Raw genomic sequence first — 3090 nt, forward strand, 5'->3', positions numbered from 1 at the left:
CGAGACAGATCAGTGCCTTTCGGGAAGTATTGCCGCAGAACTCCATTGGTGTTTTCGTTGGTAGGTCGCTGCCAAGGAGAGTGCGGATCGGCGAAGTACACTTTGGTGCCGGTATCGAGCGCGAACTGGGCATACCCGGACAGCACCTTGCCGCGGTCCCAGGTGAGGGTCTTGCGCAGCTGCTCGGGGAGCTCGGTGATCGATTCCGCCAAAGCGGCATTCATTGCGACAGCTCCGTAACCGCCCAGCGACGGACCGTTTTTCACTGGCGGGTTATCACCCCAGCCTTCCAGCCGGGGAAGGTGCACGAGGATCGTGCATCGACTGCTGCGCTCGACGAGTGTGCCGATCGCAGAGCGGCCCGTCCCGATGATCAGGTCATCCTCCCAATGCCCAGGGAACGCGCGATCATCGGCTTCAGGCGGGTGTTCGGAGAGAACGACATCCGCGGTGACATGCCCCTGTGGCTTGTTCCGCGAGCGCGCACGTGGCTCCCGCAGTGCGCGGCCTGTACGCAGACACGTCACCAAATCGCGTTTGAGGGCGCCTCGGCCCTCGATGAATAGTGATTCGTGGATCGCCTCCTGGCTGATACGCATGGACTCATCATCCGGGAAGTCGACTTTCAGCCGCTGCGAAATCTGCTCCGGGCTCCACGCCGTCGCCCACCTCCGGTCCTGTCGATGCGGCTTGTTCAACCCCTTCCACGGCGGTGGCTGCGGTCCACTGATGACCGTGCCGTCCGATAACCGGGCACTGCCCGCTAAACGTTCTTGTACGTATTCACGTAACTGGTTGTTGTTCAACAGTTTCGCGGACTTCGGACGCTTCGAGGCCTGTTGTGCTTTCCACTGCGCGACCAGGGCACGGTAGAACAGTTTTCCGCTCCGGGTTGCTGCGTTACGGCGCAGTTCGCGTGAGATTGTTCCTGGGTCGCGGCCGATCCTGCGGGCGATCTCGCGGACGCCGACGTCCTGGGCGCGCAGCAGTGCGATTTCCTCGCGTTCGGCGAACGAAAGGTAGCGGCCGGTGGGCTCATCGAGACTCAGTGGCGTCATTCCGCCAGCGTGGCGGAACCACCGCGACCCGACTGGGACCGACACGCCGACCGTCAAAGATGCCTCCGCGGTGCTCATTCCGGTCGCAATCAACCGCCAGAACTGACGTTGCACCACCCGCGAAGGCTCCGGTCGCCCGGGCGAACGCATCGCTGGGCGAAGCGCACGATCAGCACGCCACTGCCGACGAGTGTTTCTTGCAACATCGCTGGCCTTCTTGCTCCAGTCTGCTGTAGCCATGTCGCATACCTCCGAGATCAGGGTGTTGCGACGACCAGTTGAATCCGCCTTGGCTGCCGGCGTCGCTGTGATGAATGAGGCCGGGTCCGACGCGGTGTCCACCGTGATCTCGTCGCCACAGCGCCATCTTCAACGCAGTGGTGACCAGAGTGGTGTCTTTGACCGTCGAGGCGTGCCAACCGACGATCGCTCGGGAGAAGCAGTCGATGACGAACGCGACGTAGCGAACCCCGCCCACGTCCTGGTGTAGACATCCCACGCCAGTCAGATGTCAAGCAGCGGTGATTATCAGGGGAGGGTCCGCAGGCGCGGCATTGGTGGTCCAGGCGCGGTCGTCGTCCCAGGTTTCGTTGTGTTTCAGGCACCACCACAGCCGTCCGAGCAACTTGTTCGCAAGGTTGCGGAGAGCGGCGTTGTGGCGCTCTCCCATAGCTCGACGTTTGTCGTAGTGTGCCCGAGCACCCGGTGATTTCGTCAGGATGGAGAATGCCCACCAGTGGCAGGCGTCGCCGAGTCGTTTGTTCCGGACTTTGCGAGCTTTAACGTAGTGCGATCGGCCTGATGCACGGGTGATCGGTGCAGTTCCGGCGAATGCGCGCAATCCGGCGGGCGTGGTGAATCGTTCTGCGTCGTCGCCGATCTCGGCGAGTATGCGGCCACTCAGTACCGTACCCAGACCTGGAACGGATCTGAGGAGGGGCGCCATCGGATGGGTATCGAAGACTTCGCCGAGCTCTTTCTCGAGCGCATCCACCGCTGTGTGCATCGCGGCGACGATGCCGAGCAGACCGGTCACTGCGTGTCCGAGCGCATCCTCGACCTCACGTGGTTGCGTCAGCGCCGGCGCATGCAGATCAGCCAGAATCTGATCGACCAGCTTCTCGTCGTTGCGTCGTCCCGCCCGATGTAGCAGAGCAACGAGGCGCCGTTTCGTCAAATCGCGGCCAGCGGTCGGCGTGGGTACTGCACCGAGAACGACCACTGTCGCTTTGTGTTTCTAGTTCGGAAATGCTTGCAGTGCTGCAGGATAGAATTCCAGGAACACAGATCGCAGCCGGCTCAGGGTTTGGTGCAGTGCCCATAGCGCTTCCTGATGTTGCCGGGCGAGTGCCTTGATCGCGCGGGCATGCTCAGTAGTTGCGGGGAGAGTTCGGTGCGCATCGCGGTCGGTGCGCAAGATGTTCGCCAGAATCGCAGCATCGCCGGGATCGGACTTGCCGCCTGCTTGCCCGTGCCGTTCGCGGTACCGCGCGACGGCACGCGGATTGATCGGATAGACGATGAACCCGGCGTCTGCGAGGGCAACGACGAGCAGGTTCTTGTCGGTCTCGATGGCAACTGGGGAATCCTCCGCGGTGCCGCCGTGTGATGCGATCAGGTTGAGTAGTTCGATGAATCCGGTTGCACCGGTGTCGATCCTCGCCCGCGCGATCACCGCTCCGTCGGTGTTCATGATGGCGACGTCGTGATGGATCTCGGCCCAGTCGATCCCGACGGTCAATCCCATGGATCACTCCTCCCGTTGGTCGGTTTCCTTCCTTGTGAGCTCGAGGTGGTGCGGCAACCTAATGGACAGCGCTCTGTGGCGCGGCATCTCACAAGCCGATCACGTACCTCGGACGACTGGCAGGGCCACCGTCTACATTCAGACCTTCGGGTGCGGTCCGTTCAATCTTGGTAGTGATCACCTTCCAGCAGCTCACCACCTCAGCCTGCGCCCCGGTCGGTAAAATCTCAGTGACCACCTGCCAGTCGCCTTTTCGTGTCGCAATCGATGCCGACCACCCCATTA

General features: G+C 62.1%; 3 protein-coding genes and 1 pseudogene. All 4 read right to left on the reverse strand.

All coding sequences use genetic code 11. The features are described 5' to 3' along the window. A partial coding sequence (locus BJI47_RS23145; RefSeq protein WP_125458814.1) for an IS30 family transposase occupies positions 1–1058 on the reverse strand: 1058 nt, incomplete at its 3' end. A gap of 289 nt (positions 1059–1347) precedes the next feature. Then, positions 1348–1521: pseudogene (locus BJI47_RS24880) on the reverse strand (DDE-type integrase/transposase/recombinase); the annotation flags it as partial. 48 nt (positions 1522–1569) lie between these two features. Beyond that, positions 1570–2280, reverse strand: a complete 711-nt coding sequence (locus BJI47_RS24885; protein WP_254900778.1) for a transposase — start codon at positions 2278–2280, stop codon at positions 1570–1572. 15 nt (positions 2281–2295) lie between these two features. After that, positions 2296–2805: an IS110 family transposase gene (locus BJI47_RS24890; RefSeq protein WP_254900519.1), complete on the reverse strand. Its 510-nt coding sequence runs from the start codon at positions 2803–2805 to the stop codon at positions 2296–2298. Positions 2806–3090 lie beyond the last annotated feature (285 nt).

The sequence above is a fragment of the Rhodococcus sp. 1168 genome, from assembly GCF_002091955.1.
In the GTDB taxonomy this organism is placed as follows: Bacteria; Actinomycetota; Actinomycetes; order Mycobacteriales; family Mycobacteriaceae; genus Rhodococcoides.

What these genes read in the sequence shown, in the direction of transcription:
- BJI47_RS24890 (WP_254900519.1), bottom strand. Translation starts at nt 2,805, where the DNA reads ATGGGATTGACCGTCGGGATCGACTGGGCCGAGATCCATCACGACGTC.